Origin of the sequence: Herbaspirillum lusitanum (assembly GCF_026127345.1) — a bacterium.
Classification (GTDB): Bacteria; Pseudomonadota; Gammaproteobacteria; order Burkholderiales; family Burkholderiaceae_D; genus Herbaspirillum; species Herbaspirillum lusitanum.
Genome location: NZ_QXFG01000009.1, coordinates 138955 through 154604, shown reverse-complemented (window position 1 = coordinate 154604; position 15650 = coordinate 138955). Strand labels below are relative to the sequence as shown.

Genomic DNA, 15650 nt, shown 5'->3' with positions numbered 1-15650 from the left:
TTGTCTCTACTTGCTTTTGCTTATTTAAACTTTTGAGCGCCTACTTGTTCATCCCAGATACGGAATGCTTTCACCATCACCTGCGCATCCAGCGGTTGCACGTGCGGGAACCTGGCGATCCAGTCGGCGTACTCGGCGCGGCCGAATTCCTTGAGCGTGTCCTGGCTGGCTTGCGGCGCCATCGTCACCGGCACGTTCTTGATCGCCGGACCAGGATAGAAGTAACCCTTGTCGTAGGTCTGCGCCTGTTGCTTCGGTTGCAGCAGGTAGGCCATCACGTCCAGCACCACGGCTTGCTTGGCGGGAGCCAGGCCCTTCGGCACGATCATGTAATGGGTGTCGTTGACCCAGGTCATGTTCTTGAAGACGCCAACCTTGAATTCCTTCGGCACCACGCCCAGCGCGCGCGGGTTGATGTCCCAGCCGGTCACGGTGACCGTCATGTCGCGCGAACCTTCGCCGAGTTCCTTCATCACGGCGCCGGTGCCGCCCGGGTAGTACTCGATGCAGGTGTTCAGCTCCTTGAGGTAAGCCCAGGTCTTGTCCCAGCCCTTGACCGGGTCTTTGGGATCCTTGTCGCCGAGCAGGTAAGGCAGGCCCATCAGGAAGGTGCGGCCGGGACCGGAATTGGCCGGGCGCGCATAGATCAGTTTGTTCGGATTGGCCTTGCACCATGCCAGCAGTTCCGGCGGCGTGGTCGGCACCTGCTTGACCTTGTCCGGGTTGTATTCCAGCAGCGGACCGGCCGGCATGAAGGCGACGGCCAGGCCCTGGTTATGCGCCAGCTCCTGCATCTTCTTCACTTCCGGCAGGTAGTTCTCGGTTAGCGGAGCGAACCTGGCGTTGTTCTCCGGCAGCAGCGTCACCCACAGATTCTGCTCAATGCCGGCAGCCAGAATGTCGGTGCCGCCGAGGACCAGGTCGATGTCGCTGCGCTTGGCGTTCTGCATCGCCTTCAGCTTGCTCGGCAGTTCCGGCGCCGGCGCCTTGGTGAAGGTGAACTTGACGTTGGGATGCGTGGTCTTGTACGACTCGATGGCCTCTTGCAGCAGCGCCAGCGAACCGGCGACGTCGACCACGTTGATGGTGACTGCTGCCTGCGCATGTGCAGCCGGGCTGCCGACCATGGCGGCCAAGCCGAAACCGATGGCGGCGGCCATGACGGTGCGGCGGGTCGCCTTGTGCAAGGTATTCAAAACCTGTTTCATTGATGTCTCCTCCTAGAGATGGAATTGTTGGGTACCGGGATAAAGCGGACGTCTTGTGACGCTCTGATGAATCTTCAAACCGTACTGCTATTGCGCTGACTCTCTTTCAAAAAATGCTCACAAACGGTAGGCCTGCTTGGCCAGCCGATACGTCAGGTCGTGCGCCAGGTCCAGCGCTTCGTCTTCATGCAGGCGATGTTCGGCCACCAGTCGCGCCAGATAGCCGCAATCGATACGGCGGCTGACGTCGTGGCGGGCTGGGATCGACAGGAAGGCGCGGGTGTCGTCGTTGAAGCCGACCGTGTTGGCAAAGCCGGCGGTCTCTGTGGTCAGCTCGCGGAAGCGGCGCATGCCTTCCGGCGCATCGAAGAACCACCATGCCGGCCCCAGTTTCAGGGCCGGATAGACACCGGCCAGCGGCGCCAGTTCGCGTGAGTAACTCGTTTCGTCGAGCGTGAACAGAATCACGGACAGGCGCGGGTCGAGGCCGAAGCGATCCAGCAGCGGCTTGAGCGCGCCGACGTATTCGGTCTGCATCGGAATATCAAAACCCTTATCGCGGCCGAAGCGCGCCAGCATCGCCGGGCTGTGGCTGCGCCAGCAGCCGGGATGGATCTGCAATACCAGACCGTCGTCGATGCTCATTGCCGCCATCTCGGTCAGCATCTGGGCGCGGAACAGTTCGGCTTCGTCGCGGCTGATCTTGCCCGACAGCGCTTTGTCGAACAGCGCCTTGCATTCCGCGAGCGGCAGGTCGGCGGTGCGTGCGCTCGGATGACCGTGGTCGGTCGAGGTCGCGCCGTGTTCCTTGAAGAAGGCGCGACGGACGCGGTGCGCCTGCAGATAGCCTTCCCAGGTGCGGGTGTTCTCGCCGGTCAGTTCGCCGAAGCGCTCGACGTTGGCGGTGAAGCCTTCGAATTCGGGATCGACCACCGGATCGGGACGGTAGGCCGTCACCACGCGGGCGCGGCCCCTGGCGGTCTGCCAGGGATCGTTCTTGAGCTTGCCGTGATGCGCCAGCGGATCGAGCGGCGACTCGGTGGTGGCGATGACATCGATGTTGAAGCGCTCGAACAGTGCGCGAGGACGGAACTCGGGACGCTGCAGGCAGCCGTCGATGTGATCGTAGAGACGGTCGGCGTTGGCCTCGCTCAGGCCCTCTTCGAGGCCGAACACTTCTTCGAACACGTGATCGAGCCACATGCGCGACGGCGTGCCGCGAAACAGCGGCCAGTGTTTTGCCAGGATGCGCCAGATGCGGCGCGGATCGCCTTCCACCGCGCTGCCGTCGCTGCCTTCACGTGTTGGAATGCCCAGATCTTCCAGCTTGACGCCTTGGCTGAACAGCATGCGGAATACATAGTGGTCGGGCTGGATCAGCAGCGCCGACGGATTGGGGAAGGCGGCGTTGCCGGCGAACCAGGCCGGGTCGGTGTGGCCGTGCGGGCTGACGATGGGCGCGTCCTTGATCTCTTTATAGAGACGGCGCGCGATCGAGCGCGTGTCGGGATCGGCGGGGAACAGTCGGTCTGGGTGCAGCAATGGCATGTTGTCTCCTGATTTGCTATGTCTGACGTTATGTCTGACGCCAAGTCGGACTTCGTCGCTGCTGCATCCTCGGCTCTGTATGGCTGGCCTCTGGCGGATGCGCTGCGGATCCGTGTTGAATATTCAATCCTGTGCCGCTACTCCTGATGATGCGGCATGTAAGCCTTGCCGCCGCCCCAGCCGCGCGAGAACTCGGTGGTCACGCGTTCGAGGTGGGCGTGCATGGCCTTGCGCGCGCCCTCGGGATCGCGATCGACAATGGCCTCGAGGATGCGGCGATGATCGACCAGCGTCTGCTGGCGCAATTCTTCGGTATGGAAATGTTCTTCCATCTTGATCCACAGGCGGCCGCGCTGGTCCCACAGGTTTTCGATCACGCTGACCAGGGCACTGTTGCCGGTGGCGCGGGCGATCGAGAGGTGGAAAGTGCGGTCGGCTTCTTCATTGTTGGGGCGGTCGTGATAGAAGCGCTCCATGTCGTTGAGCGCGCGCAGGATGGCGTCGAGGGCACCGTCGGTGGCCATGCGCGCGGCGATCGCGGCGACTTCGCCTTCGATCAGGCAGCGCGCCGACAGGATCTCGAACGGACCCGGGCCGATTTCCTGGATGGCCGGCGCGGCGCCTTTCTTTTCAATCACGTAGATACCGGAGCCGCCGCGCACTTCGATCACGCCGGTCAGTTCCAGCGCGATCAACGCTTCGCGCACCGAGGCGCGGCTGACCTTCAGTTGCGCCGCCAGGTCGCGTTCCGACGGCAGGCGTTCGCCGGCCGCAATGTGTTCGTCTCGGATGAATGCCTGGATGCGATCGGCGACCACGCGATACAGGCGCGTTTCGGGCGCGCTGAGTTCGGCAAGGGCTGTGACGATTTTGAGCATGGCGGGCGAAAGGGAGGGTCCCTGAAAATTGGTCTGGCCATTCTAAGTTGGCCTGACCAATATTGCAATATGGTCTGGCCGGTTTATTTTACGGTGTGCCGGATCCTTGTTTTATAAGGCTTACAAGGCTGTAAGCATGGGGTTTCATGCGATGTTAAGTGGTTGACCACTTATTGATTATGTGAGTGGTCAGTCGTCGGATGACTAGTTCAGAAGCGACTTTGAGCGGATGTTGACGCTTGGTTTTGCCCCCTCGATAAATCACTTCGGAAGTCATTCTTTATGCGTAAAACTTCTATGGACATGCAAAAAAATTCCTTCTCTTTATAACAATGCGATGCGATTATCTTCGCTCATTAGTCGTATTTGTAATAAGAGATCGCTCCGGTTGTTGTTGCTCTGATACGCGTTTGCAGGTGTCGAGGCGGCCCCGGAGAAGACAATAAAAAGGAAGTGCAAGCGTGACCGTCTCCATTGCCACGAACAAGAAAGCGCCGTTCCGGGTGTTGCCGGGCTTCCGCCTGTCGCTCGGTTTTACGCTGTTCTACCTCACCCTTATCGTGCTGATCCCGTTGTCGGCGGTCTTCCTCAAGACCTTCACGATGACCTGGGACGCTTTCGTCAGCGCCGTGACCTCGCCGCGCGTGATGGCCTCGTATCGCCTGACCTTCGGCGCTTCTTTATTAGCTGCTTTATTGAATGTGATTTTCGGCGGCATCGTGGCCTGGGTGCTGGTGCGCTATAAATTCCCCGGCAAGCGCATCATCGATGCACTGGTCGATTTGCCGTTTGCGTTGCCGACTGCGGTGGCGGGCATTGCGCTGACCACGCTGTATTCGCAGAACGGCTGGATCGGCCGTTATCTCGCGCCGCTCGGCATCAAGGTCGCCTTTACGCCGCTGGGTGTGCTGGTGGCGCTGACTTTCATCGGTTTACCCTTTGTTGTGCGCACCGTGCAACCTGTGTTGGAAGACGCCGAGCGCGAGCTTGAAGAAGCAGCCGCCAGCCTCGGCGCTTCGCGTTTGCAGACCTTTGCGCGGGTGATTTTTCCAACCGTGTTTCCGGCATTGTTGACCGGCTTCGCGCTGGCCTTCGCACGCGCCACCGGCGAATACGGCTCGGTCGTCTTCATCGCCGGCAACATGCCGATGGTGTCGGAAATCACGCCGCTGTTCATCATCACCAAGCTTGAGCAATACGACTACACCGGCGCCACCGCCATCGCCGTGGTCATGCTGATCGTGTCGTTCGCCTTGCTGCTGACCATCAACCTGTTGCAAGCCTGGGTCCGCAAGCGCGGCCAGGCCGAGAAAGTCTGACATGAGCGCCGTCATTACTCCGGGCATTACCGCTGCTACTTCGATAGCGCCGCGCGGCGAGCCCGCCTACGCGCCGGCCGCCACGCTGGAACCCTTGTGGGTGCGCATCGTGCTGATCGGGATCGCTTTCGCCTTCCTGACCCTGTTCCTGTTCGTGCCGCTGGTCGCCGTATTTTATGAAGGCCTGAAAAAGGGCTGGGACGTCTACATCGACAACATCATCGAACCGGACGCCTGGTCGGCCATCAAGCTGACCCTGCTGACCGCGGCCATCGCCGTGCCGCTGAACCTGGTGTTCGGCGTGGCGGCGGCGTGGTCGATCGCCAAGTTCGAATTCCGCGGCAAGAACATCCTGCTGACGCTGATCGACTTGCCGTTCTCGGTGTCGCCGGTGATCTCGGGCCTGATCTACGTGCTGCTGTTCGGCCTGCAAGGCTACTTCGGTCCCTGGCTGCGCGAACACGACATCAAGATCCTGTTCGCGGTGCCGGGCATCGTGCTGGCGACGGTGTTCGTTACCTTCCCGTTCGTGGCGCGTGAACTGATCCCGCTGATGCAATCGCAAGGCAGCGAAGAAGAAGAGGCCGCGCTGGTGCTTGGCGCGTCTGGCTGGAAGACCTTCTGGCACGTGACCCTGCCGAATATCAAATGGGGTCTGCTGTACGGCGTGATCCTGTGCAACGCCCGCGCCATGGGCGAGTTCGGCGCTGTGTCGGTGGTGTCCGGCCATATCCGCGGCGAGACCAACACCATCCCGCTGCAGGTGGAAATCCTTTACAACGAATTCAATATCGTCGGCGCGTTTGCGGTGGCTTCTCTGCTGGCCTTCCTGGCGCTGGTGACGCTGGCGGTCAAGAGCTTTATCGAGTGGCGTCTGCATAAACAGTTGACCGCCCACGTCGCCCACCCCGGCGCGGATCTGGAATAAATCAGGAGCTGAGCATGAGTATCGAAGTCAAAGACATCAACAAGCGTTTCGGCAATTTTGTCGCGCTCAACAACGTTTCCCTGAATTTTCCTGCGGGCGAACTGACGGCATTGCTGGGTCCGTCGGGCTGTGGCAAGACCACGCTGTTGCGCATCATCGCCGGCCTGGAGTCGCCCGATTCCGGCCAGGTCCTGCTTGACGGCGACGACGCCTCGGCGCGCCACGTGCGCGAGCGCCAGGTCGGCTTCGTGTTCCAACACTATGCCTTGTTCAAACACATGACCGTGTTTGAAAACATCGCCTTCGGCCTGCGCGTCAAACCGCGCGCCCAGCGTCCGTCGGAAGCGCAGATCCGCGAAAAGGTCACCAGCCTGCTGGAGTTGGTGCAGCTTGACTGGCTGGCCGATCGCTATCCGCCGCAGCTGTCGGGCGGCCAGCGCCAGCGCATCGCCCTGGCGCGTGCACTGGCGGTGGAGCCGCGCGTGCTGCTGCTGGACGAGCCGTTCGGCGCACTCGACGCCAAGGTCCGCAAGGAGCTGCGCCGCTGGTTGCGCCGTTTGCACGACGAGTTGCATGTCACCAGTATTTTCGTCACCCACGATCAGGAAGAAGCACTGGAAGTCGCCGATCAGATCGTGCTGATGAACAAGGGCAACGTCGAACAGATCGGTTCGCCCGGCGAGGTCTACAACCATCCGGCGTCGCCGTTCGTCTACGGCTTCCTCGGCAACGTCAACCTGTTCCACGGCCGCGTGCATGAAGGCGTACTGGAAGCCGGCGGCGTCACTTTCGACGCACCCGACCACGCCCAGGCGCAGGACGAAAAAGGCATCGGCTACGTGCGTCCGCACGACCTCGAAGTCGACCGTTATTCTCCCGGCGCCGAAGGTATCGTGGCGCAGCTCAGGCGCTCGCATGCGATCGGTCCGCTGGCGCAACTGGAACTGGAACGCAAAGACAATTCGGAACTGATCGAAGCCGTCATTTCCAATGAACGCTTTGCACAATTGAATCTGAAAGACGGCGAAACGCTGGTGGTGCGACCGCGCCGCCTCCACGTGTTCGTCGACAACGCGGCCTCTACCGAAGCCGCCCGGAATAAGGATGCACGATGAATTTCCAACAACTGCGCTCGATCCGCGAAGCCGCCCGCTGCGGTTTCAACCTGACTGAAGTCGCCAATGTGCTGTTCACCTCGCAACCGGGGGTGAGCCGCCAGATTCGCGAGCTCGAAGAAGAACTCGGCGTCGAAATTTTCGAACGCAACGGCAAGCGCCTGATCGGTCTGACCGAGCCGGGCAAGGGTATCCTGCACATCGTCGAACGGCTGTTGCTGGAAGCGGAAAACCTGCGTCAGGCCAGCCAGGAATATGCCGGCGAACAAAGCGGCACGCTGACCATCGCCACCACCCACACGCAGGCGCGCTACGTGCTGCCGCGCGTGGTGCAGGCCTTCCGCGCAGCGTTTCCGCAGGTGCGTATTGCGCTCCAGCAGAGCGCACCGGAACACATTGCCGAATGGGTCATGTCGGGCAAGGCCGACGTCGGCATCGCGACCGAAGGCCTGAGCCAGTTCAAGGACCTGGTGTCGTTTCCCTGCTATACCTGGCACCACGTCGTCGTGGTGCCGCAAGACCATCCGCTGCTGGCGCTCAAGCATCCGATCACGCTCGAGGAATTGGCGGCGCATTCGCTGATCACCTACGACGTCGGCTTCACCGGCCGCGGCCACATCGACGACGCCTTCCGCAAGGCCGGCATCGAGAAGGACATCGTGCTCACCGCAATGGACTCGGACGTGATCCAGCAATACGTCGCGCTCGGCCTGGGCGTTGGCATCGTCGCCTCGATGGCGATCGAGCAGGGCAAGCATCACGGCCTGCAGGCAATTGAGGCCTCGCATCTGTTTGCGCCCAACATCACGCGCCTGGCGGTGCGACGCGGCGCTTACCTGCGCGCCTACACCTACGACTTCATCCTGCAATTCGCACCGGAACTCAAGCGCGCCGACATCGTGGCGGCGCTCAATGAGCCGAGCTCGCACTAAGCCGGCTGCATAAAAAAATCACCTCGGGCCGGACAACGGACTGAGGTGATGTGTTCTGCCAGCCGGCCCCGTCTTCCGGCACACTCGTTCCGTAAATCCAAACCTCCTGTTGCCCAGGAAGCGGCGTGGTGTGGTCGACATGATCGAAATAAATCCTTGTAAAAATTATCGAATTTAATGGGTTGGAGTCGAAGGAGTTTGAAAATTCGATGGTGTCTCCCATTTTCAGACTTTTCCTATATTTTCTTTGAAGGTCAGTGTCTATAGTCGCGCGCTTAATCAATGATTGAGTGGGTGTGGACATGAACAAGAACTGTTATCGGGTCGTCTTCAATCGAAATACCTGCGAATACACCGCCGTCGCGGAAACCACCTGCACCCGGAGCAAAGGTCGCTCCACCGGCAGCACCGCTTTGTTTATTGCCGCTCTCTCCGCACTTAGCGGTTTATTCTTCCTTCGCCTGCGTTATCTGGCCGTCGGCATCGCCGCACTCTTTGGCAGCGCTACCGTTGTCGACGCCCAGGTCGTGGCTTACCGCAATGCCCCGGGCAATCAACAGCCCACTGTCCTGCAAACCGGTAACGGCGTGCCGTTGGTCAATATTCAGACGCCAAGCGCCCAAGGCGTCTCACGCAATGTCTACAGCCAGTTCGACGTCGATAGCAAAGGCGTCATTCTCAACAACGCCCGCAACAATGCACTGACGCAATTAGGCGGTTGGGTGCAGGGTAATCCCTGGTTGGCGACCGGCACCGCCAAGGTCATCCTCAACGAAGTCAACTCCAGCAACCCCAGCTATTTGCGCGGCTATGTCGAAGTCGCAGGTGATCGTGCACAAGTCATTCTGGCGAATCCTTCGGGTCTGGTGATCAGTGGCGGCGGCTTCCTGAACGCCAGCCGCGCCACACTGACGACAGGTCTCCCCAACATCGTGGGCGGCGCGCTCGACTCCTACCGCGTCAGCGGCGGTACGGTCATCATCGACGGCAACGGCCTCGATGCCAGATCGACCGACTACACCGACATCATGGCGCGAGCCGTGCAGGTCAACGCCAACATCTGGTCCAACAAGCTCAAGGTCAGCACCGGCGTCAATACCATCTCTGCTGACAATAGCGTCGTGACACCGACCACTGGCGCAACGGGTGCAGCGCCCGGTCAATTTTCCATTGACGTGGCGAAGCTGGCAGGCATGTATTCGGGGCAGATCGTTCTGGTCGGCACTGAGCACGGCGTCGGCATGAACAATTCCGGGGTCATTGGCGCCGGTGCAGGCGACGTCATCGTTTCAGTGGATGGCCTGCTGCAAAACAAGGGCAGCATCACAGCCACGCAAAATATCGCCACCACCGCTACCGGCCTGAACAACCAGGGTAGCCAGTTCCAGGCGGGCGGCAGCACCACACTGGCACTTGGCGCCGGTCAGCTCGACAACAGCAATGGCTTGGTCCGCTCCAACCTCACCACGACAATCACTGCCGCAAACGTTAACAACAGCAATACGACAGGCGCTGATTTCGGCATACAGGGTCAAGCGGTAACGATTGCCGCCACCAACGTCAATAACAAGACGGGTACAGTTCGCGCCAACACCGATCTGACGATGGCCGGCGCAGGCGCCATAGACAACACCAATGGCTCGCTGTCTGCAAGCCAGACGCTGGACGTACACGACACCCATGCCGCTGGTAGTCCTAAAACTCAAACCATCGTCAATACCGGTGGAACGCTCATCGCCGGCAAGCAACTGTCTGTCGACAGCGCCACCATGACCGGCGATGGCAAAGCGCTCAGCCTGGGCGATCTGTCACTCGAGCTCGACGCCAACTACAGAAACACCGGCATTATCCAAGCCGATGGCAACACCACCGTCACGACCGCCGGCAAACTCATCAATAGCGGCAAGCTGCTGGCCGGCAAGACGCTCGCCGCCACCGCCAAATCGATCGACAACCAGACAGTCGGCCAACTCATCGCCAAGACCCATCAGTTGCGCGCCACCGACAGTCATACCTTTACCAATCGTGGCCTGATCGATGGCAGCGACACGTTCATAGACAGTCCGACGATCAACAACATCGGCACCGGCCGCATCTACGGCGACCACGTGGCTCTCTCCGGTGACACGCTCAACAATCTTGCAGAAACCGTCAACGGCGTCACCTCGGCACCGGTCATCGCCGCGCGCACGCGCATGGACCTGGGCGAGACCACCATCAATAACAGCGACCACACCCTGATCTATTCCGCCGGCGACCTTGTTACCGGCAAGGCGCTAGACGCCAGCCACCAAGCCATCGGCATGGGCGACACCATCAACAACAGCAGCGCCACCATTGCCGCCGACGGCAACGCCACGATCAACCACAACATCGTCAACAACATCAACGCCCATCTGGAAACGACAGTCGAGAACAGCACCGGCCGTCGCATCGTGCAATATCGCCTGAATGGCGCGACCGAAAAGCTCGACGCCGACAGCGTACGCCTGGTCAACAAAGACAGCGGTCAGGTAGTGACCGACTGGGCACAAATGGGCGACGAAGACAACTACCGTCTGGTGCTCCCCTCGGGGCAGATGGTCAGTGAATGGACTATCTACGACGGCACCGAACAGATTTCTCGCACCAAGGTTACCCGCAGCGATCCCGGCATGATAAATATCGGCGGAAACCTGCGTTTTAACAGCATGACCGTCAATAACCGCAACAGTCAGATCATCGCCGGCGGCGACAACACCGGCAACAACGTCCTCGGCACCAAGCCTGTCAACAACGGCGTAACCGGCACGCAAGTCGTCACCACCACAGGCACCGCCAAATATACCTACATCAAGAGCCATCGTTTCAGCGCTGATGACCGTCGCTACGACGCCCGCCCGTATGAAGGTCAATCGATACAGACCAGTTTTTTGCTGGACATCACACCAACCAACGGCAGTGGTGCCCAGCAAGCCAGGACGCTTAAAAGTACTCCGAGCTCAATTCCCGGCAACACCAGCATGGTCGTACGCACCGGCAATCCCGACATCAGCCTGCCCGACAGCGCTTTGTTCGTACCCGGCAACAACCGCTACCTGATCGCCACCGATCCGCAGTTTGCCAACTACCGCAGCTGGCTCAGCTCAGATTTCATGCTCACTCAATTGAGCCAGGACCCCAACCTGGTCATGAAACGACTCGGCGACGGTTTTTACGAGCAGCTCTTGGTCCAGCAGCAGATTCAAAAGGCCATCGGCCAGCGCTACGCAGGCAACCACGCCAATAACGAAGCGCAATATCAGGCGCTGATGACTGCCGGCGTGCAAATGGCGCAGCTCTTCCACTATCAGCTCGGTATTGCACTGACTGCTACCCAGATGGCCATGCTCACCTCCGACATCGTTTGGCTGGTCAAACAAACCGTGACACTGGCCGACGGCAGCACACAGGACGTGCTGGTGCCACAGGTCTACCTACGCGCCAACCGCCTGCAAGTGACCGGCGAAGGCACTCTGATCTCCGGCACCAACGTCAATTACCAGACCGCAGGCGACATCCTCAACTACGGCACGATTGCCGCTAAAAATACTGCTGTGCTGGCCGGCAACAACATCAACAATCTCGGCGGCCGCGTGTCCGGTACCGATACGATATTGCAGGCGCAGACCGACATTAATAATTTGGGCGGCAAGATCGACGGCAGAAACAGCGCGGCCTTGCTCGCCAATCGCGACATCAGCGTCAACAGCACCAGCGTATCGACCGCCAACGCCACCACCAGCGGCAGCAACATCGACAGTGTCGCCAGCGTCACCGGCAACACACTCACCATGGCCGCCGGACGTGACATCACCGCCAACGCTGCGGTGATCAATGCCACCGGCAACGCCAATCTCTCTGCCGTGCGCGACGTCAACCTCGGCACGGTGACGCAGGGCTACACCGAGCAAATACGCTGGGCCGATGACAAGGGCGCCTCCAACTGGGTCAGTACACTTACCGGCCCCAATTTCGTCGATCAGGCCAACGGTGCCCACGGCACGGAAGCGGGTGTGAATCGCGCCACGGTCACTGCCAGCCAGGAGGTCGCCACTCAAATCACCGGTAACAACATCAGCATCAACGCCGGCCACGACCTCACCACTAAAGGTACGCAAGTCACAGCCGTCGCTGCATTGGCCGCTACCGCCGGCAACAATCTGAACATCGGCACCGCCAATGAATCGGCCAGCGCGCGCGACGAGCACCAGAAGAGTTCCAGCGGCATCCTCAGTGGCAAAACCACGCAAACCGACGACGCCAGCAGCTATAGCCGCCAAACCGGCAGCACCTTCAGCGGCAACACCACCGTGCTGGCCGCCGGCAACAACGCGACCATCACCGGCAGCGACGTTGTCTCCACACAAGGCACGCAGATTACCGCCGTCAATGACATCAACATCGTCGCCGCCACCGACACCAGCACCGAAAGCCATTACAAGAAAGAAACCACCTCCGGCATGTTCAGCGGCGGTGGCCTTGGCGTCACCGTCGGCAGCAAGATGCAAAGTACAGCTCAGACCCGCAGCAGCAGCACCGTAAGCGGCTCGACCGTCGGCGCCACCAACGGCGACGTGACCCTGGCCGCCGGCCAGCACTACACTCAGACCGCCAGCGCCGTTATTGCCCCGCAAGGCAACGTCAGCATCAGCGGCAAGCAAGTCGACATCACCGCCGGCGTCAACACCGAGCAGAACACGCAAGAAACAAAATCCAAGCAGCAAGGCGTCACCGTGCAAATCACCAATCCGGTGGTGTCTGCCGTGCAAACCGTGATGAGCATGCAGGATGCCAAACAAAAAACTAAGAACGGCCGCAGCAAGGTGCTGGCCGATGCTGCCAGCGCCTTGGCCGTAGCAAACGCCGCCGGGGCAGTAGGCGGCAGCGCCGCCCCGGCCGGTGGTGTCGATCTAGCCATCTCGATGGGTACGTCCAGCAACCAGAGCAACACCGTACAAACCAGCACGACGTCGGCAGGTTCGACCGTCGTCGCAGGCGGCAATACCACGATCATCGCCATCGGTGCAGGTGCAAAAAGTAATCTCACCATCGGTGGCAGCGAAGTCAGCGGCACTAACGTCAACCTCAAAGCCGACAGCCAGATCAACCTTATTGGTCAGCGCAACAGCAACGAAGAACACAGCACCAACAAGGGCAGCTCGGCCAGCCTCGGAATTTCCTTCGGCAGTTCTGGTTTCATGGTCAATGCCAGCGCTTCGGGTAGTCGTGGCAAGGGCGATGGCAGCGACAGCGATGTCACCAATACGCACGTCAAGGCCAGCAACCAACTGACGATGAACTCCGGCGGCGACACCACCATCGAGGGAGCAACGGCGTCAGGCGAGCAAGTCACCGCCAATGTCGGTGGCAATCTCAATATGGAAAGCCTGCAAGACACCAGCCAATACAAGAGCCAGCAGCAAAGCCTGGGTGGCAGCATCAGTGTGGGCCTCGGCACGAAAGGCTTTGTGTCAGGTAGCCTCAGCGCCTCAAGAAGCAAGGTCGACGGCAACTACCAGAGCGTCACCGAGCAAAGCGGCATCCTGGCGGGAGCTGACGGCTTCAAGATCAACGTCAACGGCAACACCGACCTGAAAGGCAGCAAGATCACCAGCAATGACAAGGCCATCACCGACAACAAGAACAGTTTCACCACCGCCAGTCTGACCACCAGTAACCTCCAGAACAAGAGCGACTACAAGGCCGAGAGTCAGAGCTTTAGTGTCGGTGGCGGTAACAGCGCCCTGAACGGCGCGGGCATTGGATTTGGCAAGGACAGTGGCAGTGTATCCAGCACCACCACATCTGGCGTCTCAGGCATTGCTGGCGACACAACCGTTCGTAGCGACAAAGACAACAGCAACGCGCTCAAGAAGACATGGAACGGCAAGGAACTGCAACAAGACGCCGAAGCGCAAAACCAGATCATGCAGGAAGCAACAAAACAGGTATCGGTGGCGACCATTTATCGTGTCATTCAATCTGCTACGGCTGATAAAAAAATCCTGTTACAGAAATGCGATAGCGGTGGGCAAAACTGTCAGAGCACAAAAGTCGACCAAGCAGATGTCAAAGTGATCGATGGAAAAATTTACGTCTACAACCACGGCATTATGAATACAGAAAAGCAAGCGTTGGAGAATGCTGGAAGACAAAGTAATGATGCAGCAAATGCGCACGGTGTCTACGTCATCATTAATCCCTACACGGGTAATCCTGTGGCGGAAGTGTTATATGCCGGATGGGACAAGCTCAATGAGATTTTGGGCGCCGCTTTGCCTATCAGTAATGCTAGCAAAGCGAATATTGATATACGTGAACAAGCAAAGATGCAAGGCGGTGTCGTAATTGAAGTTGATCATAGCCGAGGCAGTCTAACAAGTAGCAATGCGGTGGCGGAACAATTGAATCGCGGGACAACAGATGTGGCAATAGGTAGTGTCACGTTCAATGGTGCGGCGGCGAATGCAGACCGTATGGCCGACCGCGTTAATCAGGCTACCAGCGGGAGAGGTGTTGTTTACCAATCTACACACAAGAATGATCCGGTGGGAACGATGATTGGTGGGAATGCGCCAACTGGAGGCAACACATCGTCATTTCCTGACTCGCACGGGGCCTATACGGGATATTTGCCTCCAGAGCGTAATGATAGTGGAGATCGCAATCGCTCACGGAATGAAACTGACGTTGTATGGGGGAAGGGGCAAATCAGTACGCCCCTACTTGTTCCACCCAAAAATATAAATAGAGTTAAAAAATGAACCTTAAAAAAAATATTTTCAAAACGGATTTGCAGTTATTGCGGACCGTAGTTATGACAACGATTTTCTCGCTTGGAGGCTGTCAATCCATTGCTGATATGGATAAACCATTGCCACCAGAATATTTTCTATGGAAAAAATCAGGAGCAAGCGTTGATGATATCAAACGTGCAGACCGGGGCTGTTGGAATGAAATTCAAAGAAATAAGGAACTATCGTCCGGCACTAGTGAAGATCGTGCCAACTATAGCGACATTTGCATGTTGAAAAAAGGCTATGTATTCGTGCCGAAGCCGGATGGATATCCGGACATTTGCTCCTATCAGACGTTTAAGAACTCCTTTGCGTGTCGATCCACACGTGGTGAATACCATGCCCTACCTGATTGATAGGACGTCAGCCACCTACATAATTTTTTCATGAAAATAAAAAGAGAATCGCTAGCAACTTTCTTTGTACTTATTTTAAGCATGGCTGGGTGCGTTAGTGCACCAGAACGATTTAATGCTGACGAATATAAGACTCAGATTGACGCGATTAATCGTGTTGCAAGAAGGCCAAATATGTTTATCGTCATAGTGCCGTCACCAGGTAATGGTGTCGCCAATGCAATGATGAGTGGGATATTGGGAGTAATGAATTCGAATGCCATTGAATCTCTGGAATCACTACTCAATCTTAAAAGTGACCTAGCGATCGGGGTAGTTGGTCATTCGTCGTTAGTCACCGTTGCGACAGTCAAAGCTGCAATAGAAAAAGTAACTCAGAATACTTCTTCGAAACATATTTTTTTGTACGTGGAGACCGAAGAAGCCATCAAACTAAACGCATCATCCAATATTAAAGTGACAGTGATTGGCAAGAAAGCAGGGCAGTAAATCGAGACCCATCTCATCTGGAAGTTGGTCGTGATAACCCTCCACCAACAAGCGACCTA

10 protein-coding genes are annotated in these 15650 nt (G+C 58.4%); 7 read left to right on the top strand and 3 right to left on the bottom strand.

Translation table 11 applies throughout. From position 1 onward, the window contains the following. Positions 1-20: 20 nt before the first annotated feature. The 3 genes from DXT88_RS14400 to DXT88_RS14390 form a co-directional block, all read right to left on the bottom strand. Entirely contained in the window at positions 21-1208 is a 1188-nt protein-coding gene (locus DXT88_RS14400) for an extracellular solute-binding protein (RefSeq protein WP_265214442.1), read from the bottom strand. Positions 1209-1325: 117 nt separating this feature from the next. Beyond that, a complete protein-coding gene (gene uxaC / locus DXT88_RS14395) occupies positions 1326-2756 on the bottom strand; it encodes a glucuronate isomerase (protein ID WP_265214440.1) in 1431 nt (476 codons plus the stop codon). 137 nt (positions 2757-2893) lie between these two features. Beyond that, a complete protein-coding gene (locus DXT88_RS14390; protein ID WP_265214438.1) occupies positions 2894-3634 on the bottom strand; it encodes a FadR/GntR family transcriptional regulator in 741 nt (246 codons plus the stop codon). Between the two features lie 461 nt (positions 3635-4095). Here DXT88_RS14390 and cysT point away from each other — a divergent pair, with 461 nt between their 5' ends. From cysT to DXT88_RS14355, 7 genes are all read left to right on the top strand, one after another. Continuing rightward, positions 4096-4953 (top strand): sulfate ABC transporter permease subunit CysT, encoded by an 858-nt coding sequence (cysT, locus tag DXT88_RS14385; RefSeq protein WP_016835640.1) that lies wholly within the window; start codon positions 4096-4098, stop codon positions 4951-4953. Between the two features lies 1 nt (position 4954). Beyond that, positions 4955-5881 (top strand): sulfate ABC transporter permease subunit CysW, encoded by a 927-nt coding sequence (cysW, locus tag DXT88_RS14380; RefSeq protein WP_016835641.1) that lies wholly within the window; start codon positions 4955-4957, stop codon positions 5879-5881. A gap of 14 nt (positions 5882-5895) precedes the next feature. After that, positions 5896-6996 carry a sulfate/molybdate ABC transporter ATP-binding protein gene (locus DXT88_RS14375; RefSeq protein WP_016835642.1) on the top strand — a complete coding sequence of 367 codons (1101 nt, stop codon included), beginning with the start codon at positions 5896-5898 and terminating at the stop codon, positions 6994-6996. After that, positions 6993-7928 carry a CysB family HTH-type transcriptional regulator gene (locus DXT88_RS14370; protein WP_016835643.1) on the top strand — a complete coding sequence of 312 codons (936 nt, stop codon included), beginning with the start codon at positions 6993-6995 and terminating at the stop codon, positions 7926-7928. The genes DXT88_RS14375 and DXT88_RS14370 overlap by 4 nt, the downstream gene beginning before the upstream one ends. 302 nt (positions 7929-8230) lie before the next feature. Next, positions 8231-14713 carry a two-partner secretion domain-containing protein gene (locus tag DXT88_RS14365; protein ID WP_265214434.1) on the top strand — a complete coding sequence of 2161 codons (6483 nt, stop codon included), beginning with the start codon at positions 8231-8233 and terminating at the stop codon, positions 14711-14713. Further along, entirely contained in the window at positions 14710-15102 is a 393-nt protein-coding gene (locus DXT88_RS14360; protein ID WP_157137937.1) for a hypothetical protein, read from the top strand. Before DXT88_RS14365 ends, DXT88_RS14360 begins: the two co-directional genes overlap by 4 nt. Before the next feature lie 30 nt (positions 15103-15132). Continuing rightward, on the top strand, positions 15133-15591 hold the full coding sequence (locus DXT88_RS14355; RefSeq protein WP_157137938.1) for a hypothetical protein: 459 nt from the start codon (positions 15133-15135) through the stop codon (positions 15589-15591). Positions 15592-15650 lie beyond the last annotated feature (59 nt).